This window comes from Enterobacter sp. AG326 (assembly GCF_004362415.1).
Lineage (GTDB): Bacteria > Pseudomonadota > Gammaproteobacteria > Enterobacterales > Enterobacteriaceae > Enterobacter > Enterobacter asburiae.
The window spans coordinates 1,075,369-1,101,937 of sequence record NZ_SNXG01000001.1; the positions used below are offsets into that span (position 1 = coordinate 1,075,369).

General features: G+C 56.4%; 23 protein-coding genes. 8 read left to right on the plus strand and 15 right to left on the minus strand.

Going from position 1 to position 26,569, the window contains the following annotated elements; genetic code table 11:
• Positions 1 to 9: 9 nt before the first annotated feature.
• Complete coding sequence (locus DFO52_RS05090) at positions 10 to 1,443, minus strand: glycoside hydrolase family 32 protein (RefSeq protein ID WP_133549581.1); 1,434 nt, start codon at positions 1,441 to 1,443, stop codon at positions 10 to 12.
• 17 nt (positions 1,444 to 1,460) lie between these two features.
• The gene (locus tag DFO52_RS05095; RefSeq protein ID WP_133549583.1) at positions 1,461 to 2,702 is read right to left on the minus strand and encodes an MFS transporter; all 1,242 of its coding nucleotides are present in this window, start codon (positions 2,700 to 2,702) and stop codon (positions 1,461 to 1,463) included.
• A gap of 238 nt (positions 2,703 to 2,940) precedes the next feature.
• On the opposite strand from DFO52_RS05095, the gene DFO52_RS05100 reads away from it, so the two are divergent.
• The 3 genes from DFO52_RS05100 to DFO52_RS05110 all read left to right on the plus strand — a co-directional run bounded on the left by DFO52_RS05100 (position 2,941) and on the right by DFO52_RS05110 (position 7,143).
• The gene (locus DFO52_RS05100; protein ID WP_133549585.1) at positions 2,941 to 3,948 is read left to right on the plus strand and encodes a LacI family DNA-binding transcriptional regulator; all 1,008 of its coding nucleotides are present in this window, start codon (positions 2,941 to 2,943) and stop codon (positions 3,946 to 3,948) included.
• Between the two features lie 333 nt (positions 3,949 to 4,281).
• The gene (locus DFO52_RS05105) at positions 4,282 to 5,658 is read left to right on the plus strand and encodes a diaminobutyrate--2-oxoglutarate transaminase (RefSeq protein ID WP_014884533.1); all 1,377 of its coding nucleotides are present in this window, start codon (positions 4,282 to 4,284) and stop codon (positions 5,656 to 5,658) included.
• Positions 5,659 to 5,676: 18 nt separating this feature from the next.
• Complete coding sequence (locus DFO52_RS05110; protein WP_023312433.1) at positions 5,677 to 7,143, plus strand: aspartate aminotransferase family protein; 1,467 nt, start codon at positions 5,677 to 5,679, stop codon at positions 7,141 to 7,143.
• A 35-nt stretch (positions 7,144 to 7,178) separates the two neighbouring features.
• On the opposite strand, the gene DFO52_RS05115 is transcribed toward DFO52_RS05110, so the two are convergent.
• The 4 genes from DFO52_RS05115 to DFO52_RS05130 all read right to left on the minus strand — a co-directional run bounded on the left by DFO52_RS05115 (position 7,179) and on the right by DFO52_RS05130 (position 11,539).
• Positions 7,179 to 7,694, minus strand: a complete 516-nt coding sequence (locus DFO52_RS05115) for a protein disulfide oxidoreductase (RefSeq protein ID WP_047647292.1) — start codon at positions 7,692 to 7,694, stop codon at positions 7,179 to 7,181.
• 76 nt (positions 7,695 to 7,770) lie between these two features.
• Complete coding sequence (locus DFO52_RS05120) at positions 7,771 to 9,951, minus strand: polysaccharide biosynthesis tyrosine autokinase (protein ID WP_133549857.1); 2,181 nt, start codon at positions 9,949 to 9,951, stop codon at positions 7,771 to 7,773.
• Positions 9,951 to 10,400 carry a protein-tyrosine-phosphatase gene (locus tag DFO52_RS05125; RefSeq protein WP_047647289.1) on the minus strand — a complete coding sequence of 150 codons (450 nt, stop codon included), beginning with the start codon at positions 10,398 to 10,400 and terminating at the stop codon, positions 9,951 to 9,953. Before DFO52_RS05125 ends, DFO52_RS05120 begins: the two co-directional genes overlap by 1 nt.
• Complete coding sequence (locus DFO52_RS05130; RefSeq protein ID WP_133549588.1) at positions 10,400 to 11,539, minus strand: polysaccharide export protein; 1,140 nt, start codon at positions 11,537 to 11,539, stop codon at positions 10,400 to 10,402. The genes DFO52_RS05125 and DFO52_RS05130 overlap by 1 nt, the downstream gene beginning before the upstream one ends.
• 487 nt (positions 11,540 to 12,026) lie before the next feature.
• Here DFO52_RS05130 and DFO52_RS05135 point away from each other — a divergent pair, with 487 nt between their 5' ends.
• Together DFO52_RS05135 and DFO52_RS05140 are read left to right on the plus strand one after the other, a co-directional pair.
• Positions 12,027 to 12,359 (plus strand): RcnB family protein, encoded by a 333-nt coding sequence (locus DFO52_RS05135; protein ID WP_029740174.1) that lies wholly within the window; start codon positions 12,027 to 12,029, stop codon positions 12,357 to 12,359.
• A complete protein-coding gene (locus DFO52_RS05140; protein ID WP_243737938.1) occupies positions 12,334 to 12,789 on the plus strand; it encodes a GNAT family N-acetyltransferase in 456 nt (151 codons plus the stop codon). Before DFO52_RS05135 ends, DFO52_RS05140 begins: the two co-directional genes overlap by 26 nt.
• Before the next feature lie 94 nt (positions 12,790 to 12,883).
• On the opposite strand, the gene apbC is transcribed toward DFO52_RS05140, so the two are convergent.
• Positions 12,884 to 13,993 carry an iron-sulfur cluster carrier protein ApbC gene (gene apbC / locus DFO52_RS05145; RefSeq protein ID WP_029740176.1) on the minus strand — a complete coding sequence of 370 codons (1,110 nt, stop codon included), beginning with the start codon at positions 13,991 to 13,993 and terminating at the stop codon, positions 12,884 to 12,886.
• A gap of 137 nt (positions 13,994 to 14,130) precedes the next feature.
• Between apbC and metG the strand changes: the two genes are divergently transcribed.
• Positions 14,131 to 16,164 carry a methionine--tRNA ligase gene (gene metG / locus DFO52_RS05150; RefSeq protein ID WP_133549592.1) on the plus strand — a complete coding sequence of 678 codons (2,034 nt, stop codon included), beginning with the start codon at positions 14,131 to 14,133 and terminating at the stop codon, positions 16,162 to 16,164.
• Positions 16,165 to 16,270: 106 nt separating this feature from the next.
• Here metG and DFO52_RS05155 read toward each other — a convergent pair whose 3' ends face one another.
• The 3 genes from DFO52_RS05155 to DFO52_RS05165 are packed head-to-tail and all read right to left on the minus strand — an operon-like array spanning position 16,271 to position 19,186.
• On the minus strand, positions 16,271 to 16,741 hold the full coding sequence (locus DFO52_RS05155) for a DUF1456 family protein (protein WP_029740178.1): 471 nt from the start codon (positions 16,739 to 16,741) through the stop codon (positions 16,271 to 16,273).
• 46 nt (positions 16,742 to 16,787) lie between these two features.
• Positions 16,788 to 17,507: a two-component system response regulator BtsR gene (gene btsR / locus DFO52_RS05160; RefSeq protein WP_023312443.1), complete on the minus strand. Its 720-nt coding sequence runs from the start codon at positions 17,505 to 17,507 to the stop codon at positions 16,788 to 16,790.
• Entirely contained in the window at positions 17,501 to 19,186 is a 1,686-nt protein-coding gene (locus tag DFO52_RS05165) for a sensor histidine kinase (RefSeq protein ID WP_023312444.1), read from the minus strand. The genes btsR and DFO52_RS05165 overlap by 7 nt, the downstream gene beginning before the upstream one ends.
• A 217-nt stretch (positions 19,187 to 19,403) precedes the next feature.
• Between DFO52_RS05165 and mlrA the strand changes: the two genes are divergently transcribed.
• Entirely contained in the window at positions 19,404 to 20,144 is a 741-nt protein-coding gene (mlrA, locus tag DFO52_RS05170; protein WP_029740179.1) for an HTH-type transcriptional regulator MlrA, read from the plus strand.
• Between the two features lie 69 nt (positions 20,145 to 20,213).
• The gene (locus DFO52_RS05175; protein ID WP_008500895.1) at positions 20,214 to 20,327 is read left to right on the plus strand and encodes a protein YohO; all 114 of its coding nucleotides are present in this window, start codon (positions 20,214 to 20,216) and stop codon (positions 20,325 to 20,327) included.
• On the opposite strand, the gene DFO52_RS05180 is transcribed toward DFO52_RS05175, so the two are convergent.
• From DFO52_RS05180 to bglX, 5 genes are all read right to left on the minus strand, one after another.
• Positions 20,302 to 21,039: an ABC transporter permease gene (locus DFO52_RS05180; protein WP_033146011.1), complete on the minus strand. Its 738-nt coding sequence runs from the start codon at positions 21,037 to 21,039 to the stop codon at positions 20,302 to 20,304. The genes DFO52_RS05175 and DFO52_RS05180 overlap by 26 nt on opposite strands.
• A complete protein-coding gene (locus DFO52_RS05185; protein ID WP_133549594.1) occupies positions 21,023 to 21,973 on the minus strand; it encodes an ABC transporter ATP-binding protein in 951 nt (316 codons plus the stop codon). Before DFO52_RS05185 ends, DFO52_RS05180 begins: the two co-directional genes overlap by 17 nt.
• Positions 21,966 to 23,123 (minus strand): ABC transporter permease, encoded by a 1,158-nt coding sequence (locus tag DFO52_RS05190; RefSeq protein ID WP_133549596.1) that lies wholly within the window; start codon positions 23,121 to 23,123, stop codon positions 21,966 to 21,968. The genes DFO52_RS05185 and DFO52_RS05190 overlap by 8 nt, the downstream gene beginning before the upstream one ends.
• A gap of 12 nt (positions 23,124 to 23,135) precedes the next feature.
• Entirely contained in the window at positions 23,136 to 24,053 is a 918-nt protein-coding gene (locus DFO52_RS05195) for an ABC transporter substrate-binding protein (RefSeq protein ID WP_133549598.1), read from the minus strand.
• 145 nt (positions 24,054 to 24,198) lie between these two features.
• Entirely contained in the window at positions 24,199 to 26,496 is a 2,298-nt protein-coding gene (bglX, locus tag DFO52_RS05200; RefSeq protein ID WP_133549600.1) for a beta-glucosidase BglX, read from the minus strand.
• Positions 26,497 to 26,569 lie beyond the last annotated feature (73 nt).

Consider the following 26,569-nt stretch of genomic DNA (forward strand, 5'->3'; position numbering starts at 1 on the left):
GTAACCCATTTACTCTAACTGCCACGCCCCGGCATCAATGAGCGACGCACTCCCCGTCCAGGCAAACAACGCCAGCTCGCGAGCCCCCGCTTCAGGATAAATGCGGCTGCTAAGGCACGCGTCACCGTCATTGACAAACACCTCCACAGACGAGTTGTCAAAGAACAGACGCAGGTTTAGCGTGTCGTTCAGGTTAAGCGCGACGCTTCGGGTACCGCACAGGCCATACTGCGGATAGTGACGCTCCAGCACCAGGTGCTGCATCTGCGCATCAACATAGACGCATAGCCCGTCTCCAAGGCAAATACCGTATTGCTCCGCGCTGCTATTAGCGCAATCCCACCGCAGAATGACCTCCAGCGCGTCGCAGCTTTCCACCTGAACGATTTGCTGGTTATTAAGCGTACTTATCGGCCAGGGGAACCACGCCCCGCGCAGGCTTTCGACTTCTCTGGCTGGCCGCATTTGCAGGCGGTTATCCTCACTAAGCGTCAGCTCGCGCGGTAAGGAGAGCATACCCGCCCAGCCATCCTGCTGTTCCGGCAGGGGCGATTCCCACATGTCCAGCCAGCCGATAACGATGCGGCGGCCATCAGGCGTGAGGAAACTTTGTGGCGCATAGAAATCATGTCCGCGATCCATCTCCACAAATTCCCCTTCACGCACAAAAGGTTGGCCGGGCTGCCACTCGCCCAGCAGGTATCCGCTCTGGAAAAGATTACGATTTTTGAATCCCTCTGCCGCCAGCCCCTGAGGCGAAAACATCAGCACGCGTTTACCATTGAGGGTGAAAAAGTCGGGGCATTCCCACATATAGCCCATCTCTTTTTCAGCCACCGCAAGCACGCCCATATCCAGCCACTCGCGCAGATCTGCAGAACGGTACAGGCGCACCTGGCCCGTCTCGCCGTCGCGCGCGCCGACAACCATGTACCAATCCCCCCCTTCCCGCCACACTTTCGGGTCGCGGAAGTGATGCAGGCCTGGCGGCGTGTCAACGATCGTTCCCTGCCGGGTAAAATGGACGCCATCACGGCTGGTGGCCAGGCACTGCACCTGGTAGAGATTATCCTCATCATCAGGATCGCCGTGGAATTTATGTCCGGTGTAAATCAGCGCCAGCGTATCGCCATCCACTACTGCCGATCCGGAAAAACAGCCATCTTTGTCCTCTGGCCCTTCCGGCGCCAGCGCAACCGGGAGATGCTCCCAGCGAACTAAATCCTTGCTCCGCGCATGGCCCCAGTGCATCGGCCCCCACTGGGTCGAATATGGATGATGCTGATAAAACGCGTGATACCAGCCGTCAAACCATACCAGGCCATTCGGGTCGTTCATCCAGCCGGCACGCGCGGCGAGGTGGTAACGCGGATACCAGCGCAGGTTAAGACTGCCTTGTCTGGCCTGCAGTTCCTGTTCAGCTTTGGCAATGGAATACGTCATGTGTCTACTCTTTTCAGTCAGATAACGGAAGGTTGCGGCATTAACGGGTCAGAAGAGGACTTACCCGAGCGCAACAGGAAGATGGAGATGAGCGTGGTGCTGAAAACTAACAGCCCCATAATGAGATAGGACTGGGCAAAGCCGTATTTCTCATAGCTGTAACCGGCCAGCGGCGACAGGACCGAGGCGATCACCGAGCTTGTACAGGCAAAGCCCACCAGATAGAGGGTGGAAGAGAGCCGCTTATCAAAATGCAGGCTGTTATATTTAAAGATTGAGACCAGCAAAACGGGCAGTTCAACCGCGTGCAATAGCTTGGTAATGGAGATCAATACCGGCCCCTCAACCAGGCCCGATGCCACCATACGCATCGCCATCACCATTCCCGCGAAAATCAGGCCATTTTTCGCACCGAGGCGATTCACCAGCCACGGGGCGCAAAACATACCCGCAGCCTCAAGGAAAACCTGGAAGGAGTTGAGATAGCCGTACATGGCGTTTCCTTCCTGTAACGTCGGGAACTGGGAGGAGAAATAGACCGGGAACTGCTGGTCATAAACGCCATAAATACAGGTGCCGATAACGAAAAATACCAGCGCCCAGAAGCGCGGCAGCGTCAGCAGGCGTAAGGCATCTTCCAGAGTGACCTTACCGCCGGACACCGCTTCCTGCATGGCGTGCGGGGCGGAAGAGACCCTGAGACGCGCCAGCAAAACAAAAAACACCAGCCCTGCGCAGCTCGCGACAGCGAAGTTCAGCTTTGGATTAATGTTAAACAGGAGCCCAGCAAAAAAGGTTGCCGCCGCCCAGCCAAGCGATCCCCACATCCTCGCCTTGCCGAATTCAAACTGGCTCTGGCGGGCCACACGCTCGGTATAGGACTCCAGTACCCCTATCCCGCCGTTAAACGTCAGGCCGATGAAAATCCCGCCGAAAATGCTGCCAAGTAACACGTTAATCTGCAGCAGATAGCCAAACAGCAAAAAAGCCGGACCAGAAAGAACGAGCAGGCTGGTCAGAAACCAGAGCAGGTTTTTACGCAGGCCAAGTTTGTCCTGAATAAATCCATAGCAGATTTGAGCAAAAAGCGCGGAGACGGAAAGCACGGCATAGATAACGCCGGTTTCCCCCGCTTTTAAGCCCACTTCCTGATGAAGCCAGATGGAGAGTAACGAGCCGGAAGATGACCAGGTGACAAAAAAGAAAAACAGTAATGCGCTCAGTAAAGGGTAGCTGTGAGAGCGATGCGTTTTCATCATGACATTCTCGTGTTGGAGTAATGACGCAATGGTAACGTTAACATTGTTTCTTTCTCACGCTGCCTGGCTAAGATTTAAGATGTTAATCACGAAAGTTAACGTTAACATTGATAGAGTGAGATCGCGATCAAATATTCATCACGGAGATCAGCTTGACCTAATCAGGGCATCAGCCTTCCTTTTACATCAGCGACTTAGTTGTATACCCTCTCACACAGAGCACTAACGGAGTAACAAAATGGCTTCCCTGAAGGACGTCGCAAAGCTGGCTAACGTATCGCTGATGACGGTTTCCCGCGCGCTTAACAGCCCGGAGCGTCTTAAACCGGAGACGCTGGCGCGCGTTCAGTTGGCTATCGAGCAGACCAGCTACGTTCCTGACCTGTCCGCCAAGAAAATACGTGGCGCGCACGCCTCGCCGAAAACCATAGGCGTACTGGCGCTCGATACGGTAACGACGCCTTTCTCGGTGGACATCACGCTATCTATTGAAGAAACGGCCAGAATGCACGGCTGGAACAGCTTCGTGATGAATATGTTTACCGATGACAACCCGGACGCTATTGTCGACCTTCTCCTCGCTCATCGCCCTGACGGGATTATCTACACCACCATGGGGTTACGTCAGGTTCCTCTCCCGGCCAAACTCCTCACCCTTCCCTGCGTGCTGGCCAATTGCGAAAGTGACGGTGAAAAGGTCGCCAGCTATATTCCTGATGATGAACAGGGGCAGTATACCGCCGTGCGGGCATTACTCGCGCAGGGGTATCGACGACCTCTCTGCCTGCATTTACCTGCGGGACTCTTGGCCACAACCCGACGCCGTCAGGGGCTGGAACGCGCTTGCCGTGAAGCGGACCTCGACCCGCACAGCCTGGCGCACAGCTATATGGCGTTAGGGGATGAGCACTATCGTGATATCCCGTCAGTGCTGCTGGCGCACATGCAGAATGGCATTCCCGGGTTCGATTCCGTTATCTGCGGCAACGACCGTATCGCGTTTATGGTATACCAGACGCTACTGGCGCAAGGGCTTCGCATACCGGAAGACGTCGCGGTTATCGGCTATGACAATATGGTGGGGATCGGGGAGTTGTTTCTGCCTCCTCTCACTACGGTTCAACTGCCGCACTATGAAATTGGCCGCCTGAGCGCCTTGCATATTATTAACGGCGAAGAGCATCAGAACACCATGCGCGTTGAAAGTCCTTTTTTAATGCGTGATTCCGTTGTGCATTCATCATAAGCACCGCTTTTTGCGCATGACGCAGGAATAGAGACAGCCAGCCTCCTTTTTTGCCTTTCGATGGCACGTTTTGTCACACTCTTTTCTGCAACTTTACGCGCCGGACAAACAGCCTGTAACAGGCTGTTTTTATTTAGCATAAAATGCAATTTTCATTTTATAAAAGGGGATATTTTCTCCCCACAACCCCGTGTCACAAAACAGTAAACAAATTAACCATTGAGCCCCGTGGCAAAAGGCTCTATATTGGCGGCGTTTTTTTCAGGCCCCCATCTGTTTTTTAACTTTTTATTCAATCGTGGCTCATAACGAAGCGGCGGTTGTAGGAGTGATATGATGACGGATAAAGTCCGTATTGACACCGTAGATGCCCACAAAAGCAACGAAACCTATCTGGCCCGTCAGGCCGAGTTTGAATCTAATGTCAGGAGTTATCCGCGCAAACTGCCTTTAGCAATTACTAAAGCAGAAGGCGTGTGGATCACCGATGCAGACAATAAAGAATACCTTGACTGTTTAGCAGGCGCGGGGACCCTTGCGCTTGGCCATAACCATCCTGATGTGCTGAAAAGCATCCAAAATGTCATTACCAGCGGCTTGCCGTTACATACACTGGATCTGACTACGCCTCTGAAAGACGCGTTTTCTGAATACCTGCTCTCTCTGCTGCCTGGTCAGGGCAAAGAGTACTGCCTGCAGTTCACCGGTCCATCCGGTGCTGACGCCGTTGAAGCGGCGCTGAAGCTGGCGAAAAAAGTGACCGGTCGTAGCGGTATCATCAGCTTCTCTGGTGGTTACCACGGTATGACCCACGGCGCGCTGTCCGTGACCGGCAACCTGTCTCCGAAAGAAGCGGTTGACGGTATGATGCCAGAAGTACAGTTCATGCCTTACCCGCACGAGTACCGTTGCCCGCTGGGTATCGGTGGTGAAGCGGGCGTGAAAGCGCTGACTTACTACTTCGATAACCTGATCAACGACGTTGAAAGCGGCGTGCGTAAACCTGCAGCGGTGATTCTGGAAGCCGTTCAGGGCGAAGGCGGCGTGAACCCGGCTCCGGCTGAGTGGCTGCAGCGCATCCGTAAAGTGACTCAGGAACACGGCATTCTGCTGATCCTCGACGAAGTTCAGGCTGGCTTTGCCCGTACCGGTAAATTCTTCGCCTTCGAACACGCTGGCATTGAGCCAGACATCATCGTGATGTCTAAAGCAGTGGGTGGCGGTCTGCCGCTGGCCGTACTCGGTATCAAAAAGCAGTTCGATGCATGGGCGCCAGGTCACCACACCGGTACCTTCCGCGGCAACCAGCTGGCGATGGCAACCGGTCTGACGACGCTGAAAATCCTGAAAGACCAGAACATCGCAGGCAAAGTGGCTGCACAGGGCGAATGGCTGAAAGGCCAGCTGAAAGAGATGGCGAAACGCTATCCTGTCATCGGCCACGTGCGCGGTCTGGGCATGATGATCGGTATTGAGATCGTTAAACCACACGAAGCCGCTGACCACATGGGCTGCTTCCCGGGCGACGGCGAGCTGTCTGCGCTGATTCAGAAGAAGTGCTTCGAAGCCGGTCTGATTCTGGAGCGCGGCGGCCGTAACGGTATCGTTCTGCGTCTGCTGCCGTCTCTGCTGATCAGCGACGAAGAGCTGAAAATCTTCCTGGATAAATTTGAGCAGGCACTGCTTGCTGCGGGCGTTCGCCCGGCGTAACCGGAGTTATTGATTACGATGTCTGATTCAAACCCAATTTTGTTCTCCTCTGCGCAGAGCATTGAAGCTTACCAGCAGGCGATTGAACAAAGCACTCAGGCTGTGATGCAGTGGCTGAAACAGCCTGAGATGTACCAGGGCAAAACGGTCGCGGAACTGCGCGACCGTATTAAGCTGGATTTCAATCCGAAGGGGCTGGGCAACGAAGCGGCGATTGAACGCGCCGTGGAGTTCTTCCTGAAAGACAGCTTGTCCGTTCATCACCCGCAGTGTGTGGCGCACCTGCACTGCCCAAGCCTGGTGGTAAGCCAGGCGGCGGAAGTGCTGATCAACGCCACTAACCAGAGTATGGACTCCTGGGATCAAAGCCCGTCCGCAACCATTATCGAGATCAAACTGATCGAGTGGCTGCGTACCCGCGTGGGTTATCAGGCCGGCGACGCAGGTGTCTTCACCAGCGGCGGCACCCAGAGCAACCTGATGGGCCTGATGCTGGCTCGCGATGCGTTCTTCGCGCGTCAGGGTCACTCCGTTCAGCAGGACGGTCTGGTAGGCGATCTGCGCAAAATTCGCGTACTGTGCTCCGAAAACGCCCACTTCTCCGTGCAGAAAAACATGGCGCTGATGGGTCTGGGCTACCAGTCCGTGGTGCAGGTGAAAACGGACGAATTCTCCCGCATGGATCTGACCGATCTGGCGGCGAAAATTGAACAGTGCAACGCGAACGGCGAGCAGATTCTGGCGATCGTCGCGACGGCAGGTACCACCGATGCCGGTGCTATTGACCCGCTCCGTGCGATTGCAGAGCTGGCCGCGAAGCAGAACATCTGGGTACACGTTGATGCGGCCTGGGGTGGCGCGCTGCTGATGTCTGAGCAGTATCGTCACTACCTGGACGGCATCGAGCTGGTGGATTCCGTCACCCTGGACTTCCACAAGCAGTTCTTCCAGACCATCAGCTGCGGCGCGTTCCTGCTGAAAGAAGCGCGTCACTATGAGCTGATGCGCTATCAGGCGGCCTACCTGAACTCCGAGTTCGACGAAGAGGCAGGCGTGCCAAACCTGGTGTCCAAATCTCTGCAGACCACCCGTCGTTTTGACGCGCTGAAGCTGTGGATGAGCCTGGAAGCGCTGGGTCAGGAGCAGTACGCGGCGATCATCGATCACGGCGTGACCCTGGCGCAGCAGGTTGCGGCCTACGTGAAAGAGCAGCCTGCTCTGGAACTGGTTATGCAGCCACAGCTGGCAAGCGTTCTGTTCCGCTTCCGCGGACAGGTGCAGATGGATGACGCGGGCATCGCCTTGCTGAACCAGAAAATTGGTGATGCGCTGCTGGAATCCGGCCGTGCGAACGTCGGTGTGACCGAGCATAACGGCGTCACCTGCCTGAAGCTGACGCTGCTGAACCCAACCGTGACGCTGGAAGATATTAAAATCCTGCTGTCTCTGGTTGAGCGCACCGCGCAGGAAGTTCTGGCTAAGTAATACAACACCCCTCTTCCGCCGGGAGAGGGGTTATTTTAAAGCCCTGCCCACCACATCCTGGTTTTTAATCCCCAGTAACTCGTCCAGCCCGTGGTGGTACTGACCACATTGCCCTTCGACACAATCACCAGCGTCGGCGTTACGCTCACCTGCCACTGCTGCGACAACGCACCGTTTTCATCGTTTATCACCGGCATTTTCAGCTGTTTCTTTTCAACCCAGCGCGCAAGCTTTGCGTTATCACCGGAACGCATGGCAATACTCACCACGTTCCCGCCCTCTTCTGCCAGCTGATTAACGGAAGGCGTCGTGTAACGGCATATGCTGCACCAGGTGGCCCAGACGTAAATCAGCAGCGGCCGTTCCTGGCTCAGGGCCGAGATATCGTGAACGTTGCCGTCGATGCTCTGCATCGGCGTTGCACTAAAACTGGCGGGGAGTGTCGGTTTTCGATACTGATCAACACCCCACACTACGGCCAGCGTCAGCAGAACGAGTGTGATCCCTTCCCGCGCCCAGCGGCGCAGTCGACTGATTTTGCGGTTATCCATTATGACCTCATGTTTTAACGAAGGTCATCTTAACGGGCAATACGCCATCACGCTGTAAAGAAATGTCGCGCCAGGTTTACTCCTGGGTATAACCGTAGTCGTAATGGCTATATCCCGAGTTGTAATAAAGCACGGCAGATTTCACGATATCATTGAGGATCGCGCCATTCACCTGCACACCCATTTGCTGCAGACGCTTCAGGCAGTTCTCGATCTCCTTGACGCTGGTTTTACCAAAGCGGGCGACCAGCAGCGTGGTCGCCGCTGCTCGGGCTATCAGCAAGGCATCCGTTACGGCAAGCACAGGCGGGGTATCGACAATCACGATGTCGTACAGTTTGTCTATCTGCGACATCACGGCCTGGAAGCGTTCATTCATGAGCAGCTCAACGGGATGTAAAGGTTGGGGTCCGCAGGTCAATACATCAAAACCGCCTTTCTCAACGCGTTGAACCGCTTCCTGCCACTGCACGGCTCCTCCGAGCACGCAGGATAATCCCCGATGATTGCTCAGTTTGAAAACATTGTGGACATATCCTTTGCGCATATCTGCATCAATAAACAGCACTCGCTGTCCGGCCTGAGCGGCAATCGACGCCAGTGAAGTACTGACCAGCGTCTTTCCGCAGTCCTGCGTGGGTCCAGACACCATGACAATCCGGTTTGTGGCATCCATCATGGTAAAATGCAGACTGGTGCAAAGCCCGCGTACCGCCTCGACAAACATATCTGCCGGGCGGTCAACGGGCAGAAAAGGGACGTTCGACGTCTTGTGCTTCCAGTGGGAAGCAAACAGGGTTCTCCTGCGCAGGTGCGTTTTTTTCCAGAGCCATACCGAGCGCGGAAGCGTCGCCAGAAGCGGTATCCCCTGCACTTCCAGTTGTTCAGACGAGGTAATGCCCCGATTAAAGGCTGAGCGCACTAAAACCATGCCGGCAGAGAGCATCAACCCCATCAGCATACCCAGTACGATAATGAGCGCTTTGCGCGGTTTGATCGGATCTGGCTGCACCACGGCCGGGTCAATAATCCGCACGTTCCCGATAGTGCTGGAACGCGAAATACTCAGCTCTTGCTGACGCGTCAGCAACTGCAGGTATATAGTACGCCCGGATTCAACGTCACGACTCAGCCGTAAGATTTCCTGCTGCGTGGAAGGCATGGTTGAGACGCGATTATTCAGGCGCGCACGCTCGCGTTCAAGCGTTTGTTTTTTCTCCCGCAAGGCACGGTAGGTGGGATGGTCCTTTTTGAAAAGTTGTGAAACCTCTGCTTCGCGGAACGTCAGCTCGTTAAGCTGGTTTTCCACGTTAACAACCTGATCAAGGACTGACTTTGCTTCCAGAGATAAGTCGACAGAATCGCGTTGCTCTCTGTAGGCATTCAGACGCGCTTCAGCTTCATCCAGCTCGCGGCTGATCTTAGGTAATTGCTCCTGTAAGAACGTGAGGCTACGGGAATCTTTCGCTTCCTGGCGCGCAATATTCTGGCTGAGAAAATTTTCAGCAATGGTATTAAGTACCGTGGCGATTCTGGCGGGGTCTTCACCCATTAACGTTAATGCGATCATACCGCTCTGTTTCGCCGACTCAACAACCGTAAACCTGTTCTGAATGGCATTGATTGCGTCAAGCCTTGTGACGGTTTCGAGGGTAAACTGGGTGCCTGGTACCGCGCTGAGGGATGTCACCAGAAGCGACATTCCGTCTTTAACCAGCGCTTTCCCCACGGTGCCTTCTGCTTGAAGCATTTTTCCCTCAAGACGATACCGCCCTTTTTCCTGTACGGTGAGTAAAAGCGTTTGTGGCTTACCTTCCAGAAGGGGAATAGTCAGCGCACCGATCGTTATTTCATCGGATTTACGTCCCCGCACGTGTTCCCACAAAGACCCGATGACAGGAAAAACGCGTCGCCTGGCGTTGTACGTCAGCCCTAATTGATCAACGGTCTCTCCCAGAATCATCCGTGATTTAAGGAGTAAAAGTTCCGGCGCGACATCTGGCGAGAGTTCGGACCCGAACGGAGTCAGGTTCTTGAGCAGTGAGTTACTCTGCTTCGCTTCTACCTGCACCAGGGCATCAGCCTGATAAACCGGCGTGGCGCTGAACGCGTAGATCCCCGCGCATACCGTGAACAGGAGCGTGACACACGCGATCGTCACCCGGTTATCAAACATCTCAGCAAACAACTGAAGAAGATCGATTTCATTATTCTGCGGTGTCGCAGCACTATATTTGTCTGATTTAGAAGACGACATTACGGCTTCATTCCTTGTTGACTCAAACGACGAGCCCATTCCTGACTGGCTTTCCCCAATTGCTCGAAAACATATTCATAGACTTCGCGACTTTTGTGATACGGGTCGGGAATGTCCCTGGTTTCCAGCCATTGACCAAAGAGCAGCGATTTTCCCCGGTTCTCCGGGGTCATTGTGGCAATGAAACGGAGGTGTTCCGGCTCCATTACCAGAATCAAATCGGATTGTTGCAACAGGCTGCGCGTCACCTTTCGGGCAACATGCCCTTCCAGCGAAACGCCATGACGCCAGGCGACAGCCTGCGCAGCCGCATCAGCCGGGCGTCCTTCAAGTCCCAGAATACCTGCTGAGGTAACCTGCTTGCCGGGTAATTGCTGACGCAACAGCCGCTCACCAATCGGTGAACGGCAAATATTGCCGGTGCAGACCACTAAAATTGACTGAAACATTACTGCGGCCACGATCTGATGTAACGAACGGTTTCGGTCAGGTCATGGACACCGCTGATGGTAGGCACCAGTTGGGTGATCACGCGATTCCAGCGTGATAACGGTGCCGTAGTAACGTAAACGATGTCATACGGCTCCAGCTGGAATTCCGTACCCAGCACCATGGCTGACGCATCTTCAGCATTCAGTTGATAGATATTGGCAATTTTGTCCGTGTCGCCTTTTTTAGATATTTGCCGAATAACAAAAATGCCGGTTGCATCGGCCATATTTTGGTTAAGTCCACCGGCATTTCCCAGGGCTTCGGCCAGCGTCATGCCGCTACGATCCATCTTAAGCGTACTCTGCTTGACCACCTCGCCCATAACGAACACTTTCAGCGCGTCGTTCCGGGGAATAAACAGGATATCGCCTGGATAAAGCAGCTTATTTTGGGTCAAATCGCCATGCTGCATCAGCGCATAGAGCGAAAGGCGGGCGTCCTTGCCATCATGCGTGAGCACGACGTTACGCCAGTCGGCATCCGCAGAAAGACCGCCAGCGGCGTTAACCGCATCCATCACCGTCAGAGGAATATTGGTTATGGGTTGTTGGCCCGATTTTTCGACCTCTCCGGTGACATAGGCTTTTTGGGAACGGAAGGCGGCAATGCTGATGTCCACCTGCGGGCTCTCAATGACTTTATCCAGTCGCGCTGTAATCTCTTCACGTACCTGTGAAACCGTTTTTCCCGCCACCTGCAGCTTACCGACGTAGGGATAAAAGAGCGTACCATCGGCGTTGACCCAGTTGCCTGCATCGCTTGCACTACGATATTGTCCCGCGGGCGTCGTTAATTCAGGGTGATCCCAGACGGTGACCGTCAGGATGTCGCCTGCGCCAATACGGTATTCCCAGTTTTTGATCTGCTCATCCAGACTAGGATTTGCCTGAGATTTCGATACGGTCGGACGCAGCTTTTCAATCAATCCTGGCGTTAATGGAAAAATTTCCACGCGCTTATCAAGATTATAATTAACGTCTTCCACCGCAATGACTTTTTTGCCGGACACACTTAAGTTCTGGCCGGGGGAAAATACACACCCCGTTAACTGACTAACGGTGAGAAATAACAGCGAAAATGCAGTTGTACTTTTCATTTGTATAAATATTTCTTTTTAACGTTGCGCTTATCGTCAATCTTGCAAAGAGACCAAACCTAACACCATGAAATTTAATTGATTATTTTCATGCAACATGAAATTCTGACATTGTAAAACGTGGTCAACCCGCTCTCTAAAACACGAAAGCAATACTCAACCCTGTAAGAAAAAAGGAAGTAAGACTGCTTCACCTGAAGGTAATATTAAATCGTCTTCAGAGGGAAAGCATTCACACATCAGTCCAATTTTGACGTCGAAAGTTATTTTCACAATTGATTAGTGAAATAATAAATTTTAAAAATATAAAGAGCAGACAATATTCACCACAGTGATAAACATCCTCCAATTCGACTACACAAAACCGTCCACTTTTGTTACATTTTTTTTCAAACATACCCTGGGTTGATACTTAAAATGGACTGTCTGCTCCGCTTTGCACGACCTGCAGACGAAAAGTATCTGTAACGATATCACTGGAGAAAAAATGGCTAAGCGTAAATTGCTGCTTATGGGTGTATTACTGTCTCTGGCGGGATCCGCATTCGCTGCCCCGCAAACGGCCGCTGCGCCATCCGGCATCAAGGCCTATGAAGAACAAGAGTTCATCGCTGACTTTACGAAATTCAAGATTGGCGACACGGCGCCGGCGCAGTATCAAACGCCGGAGTACACCATCAAACAGTACCAGTTACGTAACCTGCCGGCTCCGGATGCCGGAACCCACTGGACCTATATGGGTGAGAACTACGTGCTGATCGGCGATGCTGATGGCAAGATCTACAAAGCCTACAATGGAGATATTTTCTATCACCGCTAACTCAATTCTGATTCGCCCCTGGCAGGAAAGTGACCGCCCTTTCCTGCGCACGCTCTACCTCCACGCCCGGCGAGAAGCCTGGCCATGGCTGGACAGTGCAGACTGGCAGCTTGAAGACTTTGACGCAGCAACTCGTGACGAAGTGATTTGGGTTGCTGCTCAGAACGGTCATCGCCTGGGTTTTGCCTCCGTCTGGACGAACGATAATTTCCTGCACAACCTGTTTGTCGATCCGCAGTATCAGAGCATGGGCGTCGGGCATGAGTTGCTTGAACACGTACAGAAAACGTTTACCAGTACGGGTTCGCTTAAGTGCCTGGTGAAGAATGCGCGGGCTATTGCGTTTTACCAGCGGCACGGCTGGCACATTGAGGCGACGGGTGATTCTCCGGACGGAGAGTACTATCTGATGCACTATCGGTTGGGTTAAAGTCGGGTGGCGGCTTCGCCTTACCCGACCTACGTGATGGTGCCATTTCTAGGCCGGGTAAGCGAAGCGCCACCCGGCAATTCGAGCTGAGGAATTACACCGCGCGGAACGCGATTTCGCCTGGGATGATTTCGCCCTGCCAGTAGAGCTGCGCCGCAACGCGTCCCGCCAGCTGGCGATACATTTCCGCGAATTCGCTGTCCGGGCGGCTGACCACCGTCGGCTTTCCGCTGTCCAGATCTTCACGCAGGGTAATGTGCAGCGGCATCTGTCCCAGCAGTTGGGTATGATACTTCGCGGCCAGTTTTTCTGCGCCACCCGTACCGAAGATAGGTTCGTGGTGACCGCAGTTGCTGCAGATGTGCATGCTCATGTTCTCGACGATACCGAGCACCGGCACTTCCACTTTCTCGAACATCACGATGCCTTTTTTGGCGTCGATCAGCGCGATATCCTGCGGCGTAGTCACGACGACCGCCCCCGTGACCGGAATGTTCTGCGCCAGCGTCAGCTGAATGTCACCGGTGCCCGGCGGCATGTCCAGCACCAGATAATCCAGATCCGGCCACATTGTCTCCTGCAGCATCTGCAGCAGCGCTTTGCTGGCCATCGGGCCGCGCCAGACCATGGCGTTATCGTCGGTCACCAGGTAACCGATCGAGTTGGTCGCCAGACCGTGAGCCATAATTGGCGCCATGTGGGTCCCGTCCGGCGAGGTTGGGCGCTGGTTTTCCGCGCCCAGCATGTTCGGAATAGACGGACCGTAGATATCCGCATCCAGAATACCGACCTTTGCCCCTTCCGCTGCCAGCGCGAGCGCCAGGTTAACGGCGGTAGAGGATTTCCCCACCCCGCCCTTGCCCGAACTGACGGCGATGATGTTTTTCACGCCGTTCACGCCAGGCTGGTTTTTCACGCGCTTCAGCGTGGCGATGCTGTGGCTCAACTTCCAGTCGATCGCCTTCGCACCGGTAATGCGCAGCAGCTCAGAGCTGGTCTGCTCTTTCAGCGCGTCAAAGGCGCTGGTCCAGACGAACGGCATCTGCAGCTCAATATGCAGCGTATCATCGAGCCAGGCAACGTGGTGTAACGCTTTCAGCGTAGTGAGATTATGCTTCAGGGTTGGATGCTGAAAGTTAGCCAGCGTCCCGGCGACCATTGCTCGTAAGGCTTCCGGTGATTTGGCCTGGGATTGAGAACTCATCCCGACTCCTTTGTTCTTGTGAATAAGACCTTAGATGAACAAGTTTACCTGAAAGCCCGTGGTTTGTGCTTACTTAATAATGCCCCTTTTGGTAATATCAAAAACCCTTTTCACAGTTAAAAGAAGTAATGCCTACTATGACTCAAGTCGCGAAGAAAATTCTGGTAACGTGCGCACTGCCGTACGCCAACGGCTCAATCCACCTCGGCCACATGCTGGAGCATATCCAGGCTGATGTCTGGGTCCGTTACCAGCGAATGCGCGGCCACGAGGTTAACTTCATCTGTGCGGACGATGCTCACGGCACGCCGATCATGCTGAAAGCGCAGCAGCTGGGGATCTCCCCGGAGCAGATGATTGCCGAAATGAGTCAGGAGCATCAGACCGATTTTGCTGGCTTTGACATCAGCTATGACAACTATCACTCCACGCACAGCGACGAAAACCGCGAGCTGTCGGAGCTGATCTACACCCGTCTGAAAGAGAACGGTTTTATCAAAAACCGCACCATCTCTCAGCTGTACGATCCTGAAAAAGGCATGTTCCTGCCGGACCGTTTCGTCAAAGGCACCTGTCCGAAATGTAAATCCCCGGACCAGTACGGCGATAACTGCGAAGTGTGCGGCGCGACCTACAGCCCGACCGAGCTTATCGAGCCGAAATCCGTGGTTTCCGGCGCCACGCCTGTGATGCGTGACTCCGAGCACTTCTTCTTCGACCTGCCGTCCTTCAGCGAAATGCTGCAGGCGTGGACCCGCAGCGGCGCGCTGCAGGAGCAGGTGGCGAACAAAATGCAGGAGTGGTTCGAATCCGGCCTGCAGCAGTGGGATATCTCCCGCGATGCGCCGTACTTCGGTTTTGAAATCCCGAACGCGCCGGGCAAATACTTCTACGTGTGGCTGGACGCGCCAATCGGCTACATGGGCTCCTTTAAGAACCTGTGCGACAAGCGTGGCGATACCGTCAGCTTCGACGAATACTGGAAGAAAGATTCCACTGCCGAGCTGTATCACTTCATCGGTAAAGATATCGTTTACTTCCACAGCCTGTTCTGGCCGGCGATGCTGGAAGGCAGCAACTTCCGCAAGCCAACCAACCTGTTCGTGCACGGCTACGTGACGGTGAACGGCGCCAAGATGTCCAAGTCCCGTGGGACGTTCATCAAAGCCAGCACCTGGCTGAACCACTTCGACGCGGACAGCCTGCGCTACTACTACACCGCGAAGCTCTCTTCCCGCATCGACGACATCGACCTGAACCTGGAAGATTTCGTGCAGCGCGTGAATGCGGACATCGTCAACAAGGTGGTGAACCTGGCGTCCCGTAACGCGGGCTTTATCGCCAAGCGTTTTGACGGCGTGATGGCGGCTGAACTGGCCGATCCTGCCCTGTACAAAACCTTTACCGACGCGGCGACAACCATTGGCGAAGCCTGGGAAGCGCGCGAGTTCGGCAAAGCGGTACGTGAAATCATGGCCCTGGCTGACCTGGCGAACCGCTATGTCGACGAGCAGGCGCCGTGGGTGGTGGCTAAACAGGAAGGCCGCGATGCTGACCTGCAGGCCATCTGCTCCATGGGCATCAACCTGTTCCGCGTGCTGATGACCTACCTGAAGCCGGTTCTGCCGCAGCTGGCTGCCCGTGCTGAAGCGTTCCTGAACACTGAACTGACCTGGGATGCCATGGCGCAGCCGCTGCTCGGCCACAAGGTGAACACCTTTAAAGCGCTGTACAACCGCATCGAGATGAAGCAGGTTGAAGCCCTGGTGGAAGCGTCTAAAGAAGAGGTGAAGGCGGCTGCGGCACTGGTGACCGGCCCGCTGGCAGACGATCCGATTCAGGAGACCATTACCTTTGACGATTTCGCCAAAGTCGACCTGCGCGTGGCGCTGATCGAAAACGCGGAGTTCGTGGAAGGTTCTGACAAGCTGCTGCGCCTGACGCTGGATCTGGGCGGCGAGAAGCGTAACGTCTTCTCCGGCATCCGTTCTGCGTACCCGGACCCGCAGGTGCTGATCGGTCGTCAAACCGTGATGGTGGCGAACCTGGCGCCACGCAAAATGCGCTTCGGCATCTCTGAAGGGATGGTGATGGCCGCAGGCCCTGGCGGGAAAGATATTTTCCTGTTAAGCCCTGACGAAGGCGCGAAGCCTGGCCAGCAGGTGAAATAACAAAAAAGCCGGAGATAATCTCCGGCTTTTTTTATGGCGTTTTGTTTTCTCCCTCTCCCCGTGGGAGAGGGTCGGGGTGAGGGCATCAGGCCGCCCCCTACCGACTTTACACCTTCGGGTGATGCACCCGGTGAGTCAGCCCGCGCAGGAAGTTACGCAGAAACTGATCGCCGCACTCGCGGTAGTTTTTATGATCCGGCGCGCGCATCATGGCGGTCACTTCCGGCACGGATACGCGGTATTTTTGCTCGGTCATGATCGCCACGATATCGTCCGTTTTCAGCGAGAACGCTATGCGCAGCTTTTTCAGTACCGTGTTGTTGTTCACGCGACGCTCCAGCGCCAGCTCTGGCGCAGCCGGATCTTTGCCACGCTTATCGTAAATCAGGCCATTCAGGAAACCCGACAGAATAATGTCCGGGCAGCGAACGAAGCCCTCTTCGTCTTCTTTGGTCATCCAGGTATCGAAACCTGCAGACGTGGATTCCATGTCCGACAGCGCAAGAATGCGCACCATGTCGTTATTGTTTGCTTTCAGGGTGTAGCGCAGGCTACGAAGAATGTCGTTACTTAGCATAGAGCCTTCGAATGTCGATGATGCAATGGCGCGCAGTGTACCAGTTTTACAGGCCAATCGCCTCTTTCAAACTCTTCAGATAGCGACGGCTGACGGGTACCGTTTGCCCGGCACGCAGCACCAGCTCGGCCTGGCCGTTATCTTCCAGGCGGATCTCCTTCAGGTGCGCCATGTTCACCAGATACTGGCGGTGGCAGCGGATCAGCGGCGTGCGGCTCTCCAGCGTGCGCAGGGTCAGTTCGGTGAACCCTTCGTTCCCTTCCGCGCTGGTGACAAACACCCCGCTCAGTCGGCTGCTGACGAACGCCACATCATCCATCTGCAGAAGATAAATCCGGCTGTGCCCGGTGCAGGGGATAAACTTCAGCGGCTGCTGATTTTCCGGCAGCAGCGTGACGTCCTGTACGGTTCGCTCCTGGCGTAAACGGGTGAGCGTTTTTTCCAGACGCTTCTCTTCAATCGGCTTGAGTAAATAGTCAAACGCGTGCTCCTCAAAGGCCTTAACGGCATATTCGTCGAACGCCGTCAGGAACACGATGTAGGGGCGATGCGCCGGGTCGAGCATGCCAACCATCTCAAGCCCGCTGATGCGGGGCATCTGAATATCGAGGAACAGCACGTCCGGGCGCAGCTTGTGCACCGCGCCGATGGCCTCAATGGCGTTCGCGCACTCCCCCACAATCTCTATATCAGGCTGCTCCTGCAGCAGAACGCGCAGGTTTTCCCGTGCCAGCGGCTCGTCATCCACAATCAGCACTCTTAACATGCGTTTTCCTCCAGCGGCAGTCGTACGGTAATACGGGTAAATCGGTCTGGCTCACAGGCGACGGTAATGCCACAGTCGTCGCCAAAATGGGCGCGCAGGCGTTTATCCACCAGGCTCATCCCTAAACCGCCCGAGGCGGAAGGCTGGTAAAGTCCGGCATTATCTTCAATATCCAGCACCAGATGGTGGTTGAAACGGCTGGCGGCAATGGTGATCTCCCCTGTCCCCAGAAGCTGTGACGTGCCGTGTTTGATGGCGTTTTCGACAATAGGCTGCAGGGTAAAGGCCGGGAGATGCTGATACGCCAGCTCGTCCGGAACGGAGAGCGACACCTGCAGGCGAGACTGGAAACGCGCCTGCTCGATCTGCAGATACGCATTCACGTGCTCAATCTCATCGGCGAGGGTCACGATCTCGGACGGCCGTTTCAGGTTCTTACGGAAAAAAGTCGACAGAAACTGCACCAGCTGCGCGGCCTGATCGCTGTCGCGGCGGATCACCGCTTTGAGCGTGTTGAGGGCGTTAAACAGGAAATGCGGGTTGACCTGAGCATGCAGCAGCTTAATTTCGGACTGCGTCAGCAGGGCTTTCTGCCGTTCATACTGCCCGGCCAGGATTTGCGCGGACAGCAGCTGGGCTATCCCCTCTCCCAGCGTGCGGTTGATGGAGCTGAACAGACGGTTTTTGGCCTCATACAGCTTGATAGTCCCCATCACCCGCTGGTTTTCCCCGCGCAGCGGAATCACCAGCGTGGAGCCCAGCTTGCACTGCGGATGCAGCGAGCAGCGGTAAGGCACTTCGTTACCGTCGGCATACACCACCTCACCGGTTTCAATGGCGCGCAGCGTATAGGCTGAGGAGATCGGTTTACCCGGCAGATGGTGATCGTCCCCGGTGCCGGTAAAGGCCAGCAGCCGCTCGCGGTCGGTTATGGCCACCGCGCCGATATCCAGCTCCTTGTAGAGCACCTGCGCGACCTTCATGCTGTTCTCTTCGTTAAACCCCTGGCGCAGGATCCCTTCGGTCGATGCGGCGACCTTCAGCGCCGTGGCGGAAAACGCCGAGGTGTACTTCTCAAACATGGCGCGCTTGTCGAGCAGAATACGCATAAACAGCGCCGCGCCTACGGTGTTGGTTACCATCATCGGGGCGGCAATACTGCTGACCAGGTGCAGCGCATCCTCAAACGGACGGGCAATGAGCAGAATGATCGCCATCTGCGCCACTTCGGCCACAAAGGTAATGGCACCAGCGGTAAGCGGGCTAAAGACTTTATCCGGGCGGCCGCGTTTGATCATGTAGCTGTGCACCAGCCCGCCGAGCAGCCCTTCCACGATCGTCGAGATCATACAGCTCAGCGCCGTCATCCCGCCCATGGAATAGCGATGCAGCCCCCCGGTTAAGCCGACAAGCCCACCGACGACGGGACCACCCAGCAGCCCGCCCATCACCGCGCCGATCGCGCGCGTGTTGGCAATAGAGTCTTCGATATGGAGACCAAAATAGGTCCCCATGATGCAGAAAATAGAGAAGGTGACGTAGCAGAGCAGCTTATGCGGCAGACGTACGGTGACCTGCATCAGCGGGATAAACAGGCGCGTTTTGCTCATCAGCCAGGCAATGACAAGAAACACGCACATCTGCTGAAGCAACAGCAGCACCAGATTAAACTCGTACATACTCAAAACCGCACACGCTAAAAACGCGTAACATACACTGATGCGGGTTTACTTTCTTTGAAGCATCCCAAAAAAGCGGAAAATCGTGTCCGTTATCACACCTTTTTCTGAATATCGCGCATGCTTCGCATTGTTTGTTCAAAAATCAATCAATCCTTCCTGGTTCGCCAAAGTGGGTCTACAGTTAAGCTGGGAACGCGTAAGCCAGGGGGCGAATATGGCGCTTTACACAATAGGTGAAGTGGCACTCCTTTGTGATATCAATCCCGTTACCCTACGGGCGTGGCAGCGACGGTATGGATTGCTTAAACCGCAGAGGACCGACGGTGGGCATCGCCTTTTCAATGAGGCCGACATCGACCGCATCCGCGAAATTAAAAGCTGGATCGACAACGGAGTGCAGGTCGGCAAGGTGAAGTCCCTGCTGAGCCATGATGACCCGGACACGCAACACCTCTGGCGCGAACAACAGGAAACCCTGTTGAGACTCCTGCAGGCGGGCAATCTTCAGCGTCTGCGCGCATGGATAAAAGAGCAGGGCCGCGACTATCCGGCACAGACGCTGATCAGCCATCTTTTCATTCCGCTCCGTCGACGCCTTCAGTGCCAGCAGTCCACCCTGCAGGCGCTGCTCAGCATACTCGACGGGGTGCTGATCAACTATATTGCCGTCTGCCTTGCCTCAGCGAAGAACAAAGCCGGAAAAGATGCGCTGGTGGTCGGCTGGAACGTGCACGATACCACCCGCCTGTGGCTGGAAGCGTGGATTGCGACCCAGAAGGGCTGGCGCGTGGATGTCCTGGCGCACTCGCTGGCGCAGCTTAAGCCCGAGTTTTTCGACGGTCAGACCCTGCTGGTCTGGTGTGGCGAAGTGCCATCCGCCACGCAGCAGCAGCTGCTGACGGAATGGCGAGAGAATGGTTACCCGGTTTATTCCCTTGGCCCGGATGAGCCATAACGGCATTTAATGGTTCATTAACAGCTGCGCTTCACCGTATAATTGTTCCGTTAACAACAGGAGCACATGATGAAGGCAACCAAACTGGCCATTATTACCCTTTTTGTCCTGATGGCCGTGAGCGGTATTGGCGGCGTGATGCTGGCAGGATACTCGTTTATTGTTCGCGGCGGTGTCGGCTGAGGTACAGCGCCAGCCGCTCAAAAAGGCGATCGACGACGATTGCCGCCAGCGCGACCAGCACAGCTCCCTGCACAATGTAAGCCGTATTAAACCCGCTCAGGCCGATTATAATCGGCGTTCCCAGCGTATTGGCACCGACCGTAGACGCAATGGTCGCCGTCCCGATGTTAATAATCACCGACGTGCGGATCCCGGCAATGATCACCGGTGCCGCAAGCGGCAGTTCAACCTTGCGCAGCCGCTGGCCGCGACTCATGCCCATCCCTTCAGCCACGCTCAGCACTGACGCCGGTACCGCCGCGAGGCCCGCCAGCGTGCCCTGCAGCACCGGCAATACGCCGTATAAAATCAGCGCAATAATGGCGGGCTGCTGACCAAAGCCCATCACCGGAACCGCTATTGCCAGCACGGCCACCGGGGGAAACGTCTGGCCAATCGCCGCTATCGTCTCCACCAGCGGACGAAACTCCTTGCCCGCAGGCCGCGTGACCGCGATGCCTGCCCCTACCCCCAGCACAACCGCGATGGCGCTTGAGAGCGCCACCAGCCAGAGATGCGCCAGAGCGAGATTAATAAAGCTCTCCTGCTGATAAACCGGCCGCGGCAGGCCCGGGAAAAGAGCGTTAAACAGCGCCGCGCTGTGGGGCATCAAAAACAGTAAGGCGACAAAGAGCGCTACCAGCCAGAGGAGCGGATCACGCAGAGCCTTCACGCGTCACCTCCCCGGCCAGCAGATCGCGAAAATGTAAGGTTCCACACGGCGTACCGCGCGAGTCCGAGACGGGCAATACCTCGCACTGGCGCGCGACAAACGCCGAGAGGGCATCCCGCAGGCTCATCTGCGCCTGCAGCGGTTCGCCGCTCACCGGTACCTCCTCCCGACGCATATAGTCGCTGACCGTCCGCAGGGAGAGCAGCCTCACGCCCAGCTCGCTGCGGCCGAAAAACTCGCGCACAAAGTCGTTCTTCGGCCATGTTAATAGCTCAAGCGGCGAGCCCTGCTGCACCACTTCGCCATGATCCATCAGCACCAGATGGTCGGCCAGGCGCAGAGCTTCATCAATATCGTGCGTCACGAGAACGATCGTGCGTCCGAGAATGCGGTGAATGCGGGTCATCTCCGCCTGCAGCGCCCCGCGCGTGACCGGGTCCAGCGCGCCGAAGGGCTCATCCATCAGCAGCACCTGCGGGTTAGCCGCCAGCGCGCGCGCCACGCCCACGCGCTGCTGCTGGCCTCCGGAAAGCTGGTGCGGATAGCGATCGCGCAGCGCGGGCTCCAGCCCCAGCAGAGACATGAGTTCATCCACCCGGTCAGCGATTTTCGCCCGCGACCATTTCTCCAGCTGCAGCACGGTGGCGATGTTCTGCGCAACCGTCCAGTGCGGAAACAGGCCGATAGACTGAATGGCATAGCCCATCCGGCGGCGCAGCTCCAGCACCGGCAGGCTGCGGATCTCTTCTCCGGCAAAGCGGATCAGCCCGCTGTCATGCTCCACCAGCCGGTTGATCATCTTCAGGGTGGTGGATTTTCCCGAGCCCGAGGTGCCAATCAGCACGGAAAACGCCCCCTCGGCAAAGTTCAGGTTCAGGTGGCTCGCCGCCGGGCGACCGGCAAAGGTTTTACTGACATCGTGAAATTCAATCATTGGCTCTTCTCCTGAGCAGCGCGAGCCATAAGGCAAACAGCGCGTCGACGACAACCGCCAGCGCAATCGTGGGCACCACGCCCAATAACACCAGATCGAGAGCACTGCTCAGCAGCCCCTGGAACACCAGCGCGCCAAAGCCGCCCGCACCAATCAGCGCCGCAATCACCGCCATGCCGACGGTTTGCACCGCCACCACCCGCAGGCTGCGCAGCAGCAGGGGCAGCGCCAGCGGGAGCTGAATTTTCCAGAAACACTGCCGCGCGCTCATCCCCATCGCATGGGCGCTTTCCAGCACATCCGGCGCGACCTGGCCCAGGCCCGCGACCACGCCGCGCACCAGCGGCAGCAGCGCATACAGCACCAGCGCGATGAGCGCGGGCGTTAACCCCGTTCCGGCTATGCCGAGCGTTCCCAGCACCGGAAATGACTTCACCAGCCCGGCCAGCGGGGCAATCAGCAGGCCAAACAGCGCGACGGAAGGTATGGTCTGGATCACGTTGAGTACGGCAAAGATCCCGCCCTGGCGTGAAGGATGACGATAGCACCACATGCCGAGCGGTATCCCGATCAGCAGAGCCGGGATCAGCGTGCCAAAAAGGATCGTCAGGTGTTGCGCCAGGGCATCATCAAACACCTCCTGACGGTTGGCGTACTCTTTCAGCAGCGAGAGATTGTTCAGCTCACCGCTGAACAGCAGGAACAAGGGAATGCACCATATCTGCGCGTTGAGCACCCAGCGCCAGACGGCGCTGGAGATGAGTCGACGAATGGCATCGCTGCTGGCCAGCAGACACAGCGCCAGCCACAGCCAGAGGCCGCTGCCCACCGAGGTTCTCGCCAGCGGACTTTCCGCTGACGCCATATGCGTCGCCGCCTGCCCGGCCCCCCAGAACAGGATGATAAACAGCCCTTCAGCGAGGAGCAGCGTCAGCCACTGCGCCGTGCGCCCTTGCCAGAGCGAAAGCGCAACCCACGCGGCCAGCGCCGCCGCCAGCCACCGCGGCGTGAACGCCCACACTTCCCAGAGATAGCGCCCCTCCCCTGACATCAGGCGGTTAGGTGCGACATTTACAAACGGCAGCGCGACCGCCGCGATGGCCACGCAGGCCAGCAGCAGCAGTACGCGGTTATGACATTTTATTGGCACAGCCCTTTCCCGTTACTTCACAAGCCCTTGTTGTTTCAGGAAGTCGGCGGCCACTTTTTTGGCATCCAGCCCCTCGACGGCAATGCTGGCGTTCAGCTGCTGCAGCGTTTTTTCATCCAGCTTTTCGAAGACCGGTTTGAGCCATTCTGCAATCTCCGGATAGGCTTTCAGCACCGCCTCACGCACGACCGGGGTCGGAGCGTAAATCGGCTGTACGCCTTTTGGATCGGTCAGGGTTTGCAGGCCGAGCGCCGCCACCGGGCCGTCTGTGCCGTAGGCCATTGCCGCGTTAACGCCAGAAGTTTGCTGCGCCGCCGCCTTGATGGTTACCGCCGTATCCCCGCCCGCCAGCGAGAGCAGCTGCGCCTGGTCGAGCTTGAAGTCGTAGGCTTTTTCAAACGCCGGGAGCGCGTCAGGACGCTCGATAAACTCCGCGGACGCTGCCAGCTTAAAGTCGCCCTTCTCTTTCAGATAGCGGCTGAGATCCGCCAGAGACGTCAGCTTACCTTTCTCCGCCACGTCCTTGCGAACGGCGATAGTCCAGGTGTTGTTGGCCGGGGCCGGCGTCAGCCAGACCAGCTTGTTCTGTTCCGCGTCGAGTTTTTTGACTTTCTCATACCCGGCTTTGGCGTTTTTCCATGCCGGATCGTTTTCATCTTTGAAGAAGAATGCCCCGTTGCCGGTGTATTCCGGATAGATATCCAGCTCGCCGGAGGTGATCGCCCCGCGCACGACGGGCGTGGTGCCCAGCTGAACTTTATTGACGGTTTTCACGCCGTGGCTTTCCAGCACCTGCAAAATAATATTGCCGAGCAGCGCGCCTTCGGTATCGATCTTTGAGCCCACTTTTACCGGCTCCGCCGCCTGTAACGGCAGGCTTATCGCCGCCAGCAGCACCGCAGATCCCAACATCCCCTTTGCAATCGTCATTCCGCTATCCTCATTTTTTTATCGCCTTTTTCAGAGGCTTGAGAGAAAAGCGTAGCTTAAAACAGCGGATTTACCCGGCAAAATGCCTTTTTAGCATAACGTAAGACGCATCCCCCGGAAGTCGGGGGATGCAAAGGAAGGAAGGTTACAGCAGCTCGAACTCGCCTTTATTCACGCGGGCGGAATCCACCCCGATAAAGACGTTAAACTTGCCTGGCTCCGCATCGTATTTCATCTGCTGGTTCCAGAACTTCAGCGCCTCCACGTCAATCGGGAAGCTGATGGTTTGGGTTTCGCCAGGCTTCAGATTGACCTTCTCGAAGCCGCGCAGCTGCTTAACAGGACGGCTCATCGACGCAGTCACATCCTGCACGTACATCTGAATCACCGTTGCCCCTTCGCGCTTGCCGGTGTTGGTCACCTCAACGCTGGCGGTAACTTTGCCGTCACGCTTCAGGGTCGGCGCCGACATTTTCACGTCAGAAACCTTGAAGGTGGTGTAGCTCAGGCCGTAACCAAACGGATACAGCGGGCCATTAGCTTCGTCGAAGTAACGGGACGTGTACTTGTTCGGCTTGTCGGCGTTGTACGGGCGACCGGTGTTCAGGTGGCTGTAGTAGACCGGGATCTGCCCCACGGAGCGCGGGAAGGACATCGGCAGCTTGCCCGACGGGTTGTAATCACCAAACAGCACGTCGGCGATGGCGTTACCGCCTTCGGTACCGGCGAACCAGGTTTCCAGAATGGCGTCAGCCTGCTGGTCCTCTTTCACCAGCGCCAGCGGACGCCCGTTCATCAGTACCAGCACCAGCGGCTTGCCGTTGGCTTTCAGGGCGGCGATCAGATCGCGCTGGCTCTGCGGGATGGTGATGTCGGTACGGCTGGAGGCCTCGTGCGCCATACCCTGTGCTTCGCCCACGACCGCGACAACCACGTCAGACTGCTTCGCGGTATTCACCGCCTCGTCGATCATCTCCTTCGGCGTGCGCGGATCGACCTTCACCGCTTCCTCGTACTGGTTGAGGAAGGTGACGATGTCTTTGTCGTTGGTGACGTTCGCCCCTTTAGCGTACACCACTTTCGCGTTATCACCCACGGCACTCTTGATCCCGGTCAGCACGGTCACGGACTGATCGGCCACGCCCGCGGCAGACCAACTGCCCATCACGTCTCGCTTGCTGTCGGCCAGCGGGCCCACCACGGCAATGGTGCCGGATTTTTTCAGCGGCAGCGTGTCGAGGCGGTTTTTCAGCAGCACCAGGCTTTCGCGCGCCACGTCACGCGCTTCTTTGCGGTGCAGGCGGCTTTCGGCGTTGGTATCTGCCGGGTCAGAATCCTTCGGCCCCAGATGGCTGTACGGATCGTTAAACAGCCCCATGTCGTATTTCACGTTCAGCACGTGGCGCGCGGCATCGTCCAGCTCCGCCATCGTTACCTTGCCGCTCTTCACCAACCCCGGCAGGTATTTGCTGTAGTACTCGTCGCTCATGCTCATGTTGATGCCGGACTTGAGCGCCACGCGCACGGCGTCTTCCGGGTCGGACGCCGTGCCGTGTTTAATCAGCTCTTTAATCGCGCCGTGGTCGGAAACGGTGATGCCCTTAAAGCCCCACTGGTCGCGCAGGACGTCTTTCAGCAGCCAGGAGTCGGACGTCGCAGGCGTGCCGTTCAGCGAGTTCAGCGCGACCATCACCGCGCCGCTGCCCGCATCCAGCCCTGCCTTGTACGGCGGCATGTAGTCGTTGAACAGGCGCTGCGGGCTCATGTCGACGGTGTTGTACTCTTTTCCGCCTTCGACTGCGCCATAGGCCGCGAAGTGTTTGACGCTGGTCATCACCGAGTAGCGGTCCGCCGGGCTTTTGCCCTGCATCGCTTCCACCATGGTTTTACCCATCGTGGAGGTTAAATACGTATCTTCACCAAAGCCTTCCGAGCCGCGGCCCCAGCGCGGATCGCGCGAGACGTCCACCATTGGCGCCCAGGTCATGTTCAGACCGTCGTCCGCCGCTTCATAAGCCGACACGCGCCCGACGGTTTTCACCGCGTCGAGGTTAAAGGAGGAGGCTAAGCCGAGGCTGATGGGGAAAACGGTACGCTGGCCGTGCACCACGTCATAAGCAAAGAACAGAGGAATTTTCAGGCGGCTGAGATCCATCACCTGATCCTGCATCTTGCGGATATCCTGGCGGGTGACGGTATTAAAGATGGCCCCGACCTGCCCGTCTTTGATCATCTCGCGGATGGCCTCTTTCGGGTTATCCGGGCCGACGCTGATAAGACGCAGCTGGCCGATTTTCTCATCGACCGTCATTTTTTTGAGCAATTCAGTGACAAACGCGTCCCGTGCTTCAGGCGTGAGCGGGTGATTACCAAACAAATCCTCTGCCAGCGCAGGTTGCAGCGCCAGGCTGACGGCGACACCTACAGAACATAGCCATTTCATGTCGTTTTACTCTCTCATCAATAACCGCCGGACGATCTCGGCCATACCGTGCGAAAAGCGCAGTGTGCCACAA

What these genes read in the sequence shown, in the direction of transcription:
- DFO52_RS05090 (WP_133549581.1), bottom strand. Translation starts at nt 1,443, where the DNA reads ATGACGTATTCCATTGCCAAAGCTGAACAGGAACTGCAGGCCAGACAA.
- DFO52_RS05095 (WP_133549583.1), bottom strand. Translation starts at nt 2,702, where the DNA reads ATGATGAAAACGCATCGCTCTCACAGCTACCCTTTACTGAGCGCATTA.
- DFO52_RS05100 (WP_133549585.1), top strand. Translation starts at nt 2,941, where the DNA reads ATGGCTTCCCTGAAGGACGTCGCAAAGCTGGCTAACGTATCGCTGATG.
- DFO52_RS05105 (WP_014884533.1), top strand. Translation starts at nt 4,282, where the DNA reads ATGATGACGGATAAAGTCCGTATTGACACCGTAGATGCCCACAAAAGC.
- DFO52_RS05110 (WP_023312433.1), top strand. Translation starts at nt 5,677, where the DNA reads ATGTCTGATTCAAACCCAATTTTGTTCTCCTCTGCGCAGAGCATTGAA.
- DFO52_RS05115 (WP_047647292.1), bottom strand. Translation starts at nt 7,694, where the DNA reads ATGGATAACCGCAAAATCAGTCGACTGCGCCGCTGGGCGCGGGAAGGG.
- DFO52_RS05120 (WP_133549857.1), bottom strand. Translation starts at nt 9,951, where the DNA reads ATGTCGTCTTCTAAATCAGACAAATATAGTGCTGCGACACCGCAGAAT.
- DFO52_RS05125 (WP_047647289.1), bottom strand. Translation starts at nt 10,400, where the DNA reads ATGTTTCAGTCAATTTTAGTGGTCTGCACCGGCAATATTTGCCGTTCA.
- DFO52_RS05130 (WP_133549588.1), bottom strand. Translation starts at nt 11,539, where the DNA reads ATGAAAAGTACAACTGCATTTTCGCTGTTATTTCTCACCGTTAGTCAG.
- DFO52_RS05135 (WP_029740174.1), top strand. Translation starts at nt 12,027, where the DNA reads ATGGCTAAGCGTAAATTGCTGCTTATGGGTGTATTACTGTCTCTGGCG.
- DFO52_RS05140 (WP_243737938.1), top strand. Translation starts at nt 12,334, where the DNA reads ATGGAGATATTTTCTATCACCGCTAACTCAATTCTGATTCGCCCCTGG.
- apbC (WP_029740176.1), bottom strand. Translation starts at nt 13,993, where the DNA reads ATGAGTTCTCAATCCCAGGCCAAATCACCGGAAGCCTTACGAGCAATG.
- metG (WP_133549592.1), top strand. Translation starts at nt 14,131, where the DNA reads ATGACTCAAGTCGCGAAGAAAATTCTGGTAACGTGCGCACTGCCGTAC.
- DFO52_RS05155 (WP_029740178.1), bottom strand. Translation starts at nt 16,741, where the DNA reads ATGCTAAGTAACGACATTCTTCGTAGCCTGCGCTACACCCTGAAAGCA.
- btsR (WP_023312443.1), bottom strand. Translation starts at nt 17,507, where the DNA reads ATGTTAAGAGTGCTGATTGTGGATGACGAGCCGCTGGCACGGGAAAAC.
- DFO52_RS05165 (WP_023312444.1), bottom strand. Translation starts at nt 19,186, where the DNA reads ATGTACGAGTTTAATCTGGTGCTGCTGTTGCTTCAGCAGATGTGCGTG.
- mlrA (WP_029740179.1), top strand. Translation starts at nt 19,404, where the DNA reads ATGGCGCTTTACACAATAGGTGAAGTGGCACTCCTTTGTGATATCAAT.
- DFO52_RS05175 (WP_008500895.1), top strand. Translation starts at nt 20,214, where the DNA reads ATGAAGGCAACCAAACTGGCCATTATTACCCTTTTTGTCCTGATGGCC.
- DFO52_RS05185 (WP_133549594.1), bottom strand. Translation starts at nt 21,973, where the DNA reads ATGATTGAATTTCACGATGTCAGTAAAACCTTTGCCGGTCGCCCGGCG.
- DFO52_RS05195 (WP_133549598.1), bottom strand. Translation starts at nt 24,053, where the DNA reads ATGACGATTGCAAAGGGGATGTTGGGATCTGCGGTGCTGCTGGCGGCG.
- bglX (WP_133549600.1), bottom strand. Translation starts at nt 26,496, where the DNA reads ATGAAATGGCTATGTTCTGTAGGTGTCGCCGTCAGCCTGGCGCTGCAA.